This is a genomic window from Rathayibacter tritici (assembly GCF_002932875.1).
In the GTDB taxonomy this organism is placed as follows: Bacteria; Actinomycetota; Actinomycetes; order Actinomycetales; family Microbacteriaceae; genus Rathayibacter; species Rathayibacter tritici.
In genome coordinates this window covers 1-635 of sequence record NZ_PSWS01000030.1, presented here as the reverse complement: position 1 = coordinate 635, position 635 = coordinate 1, and the positions used below count along the sequence as shown (strand labels likewise).

Below are 635 nucleotides of genomic sequence, written 5' to 3'. Positions count from 1 at the left end.
GTTCCTGGGCTGCGCGGGACTCCCGCTCGGCCGCCTCCGCTTCCTGCCAGAGTGCTTCGGCTTCGGGAGTGACATGCACGGTCACCGTCACGGTGACGTCCTCCTCCGGCACGTTGATGAAGAGTGCGGCGACCTCGCGGGCGACGGCGCCGATCTCTCCGACACTGCGAGCCTGGCCCACGGTGTCGAGTTCGGGGATGGTGACGAGCCACCAGCGGCCGTCTCGTTCAGCGGTGGCAGTGAAATGCCGTGTGGTCATCCGGTCCTCCTAGCGCCATTCCCGAGGAGTCTCGGGAAGCTTCTTGATGAGCTGCTGAATCACGCCGGCCGACACTTCTGAGTGCCGCGGGACGATCTCTTTGACCGACTCATCAGGCAGGCCCCACAGCTCGTGGCTACCCTTCCCCTGACGCAGGAGAACCCACCCTTGGGAGCGGAGGAACTTCACCACGTCTCGGTACTTCTGCGGCTTCGGCATGATTCTAGTATACCCCCCCTCCCACCTTCAAGGCAAGGGGGCCTATACACATAGGCTGATCAAATGATCATAGTCGTGCCGAGTGCCGAACCACGTCCGCGCGACCATCTCGGACACCACCAGCGGCCCGCTCGTCGTCACCAGGTCACCGCGCGCA

2 protein-coding genes are annotated in these 635 nt (G+C 64.1%); both read right to left on the bottom strand.

Annotated elements, in window-relative coordinates; genetic code table 11:
• Window positions 1–259: antitoxin HicB (locus C5D07_RS04575; RefSeq protein WP_104258790.1), on the bottom strand; the 259-nt coding region annotated here is incomplete at its 3' end.
• Between the two features lie 9 nt (window positions 260–268).
• Entirely contained in the window at window positions 269–478 is a 210-nt protein-coding gene (locus C5D07_RS04570; RefSeq protein WP_097167995.1) for a type II toxin-antitoxin system HicA family toxin, read from the bottom strand.
• Window positions 479–635 lie beyond the last annotated feature (157 nt).

What these genes read in the sequence shown, in the direction of transcription:
- C5D07_RS04570 (WP_097167995.1), bottom strand. Translation starts at nt 478, where the DNA reads ATGCCGAAGCCGCAGAAGTACCGAGACGTGGTGAAGTTCCTCCGCTCC.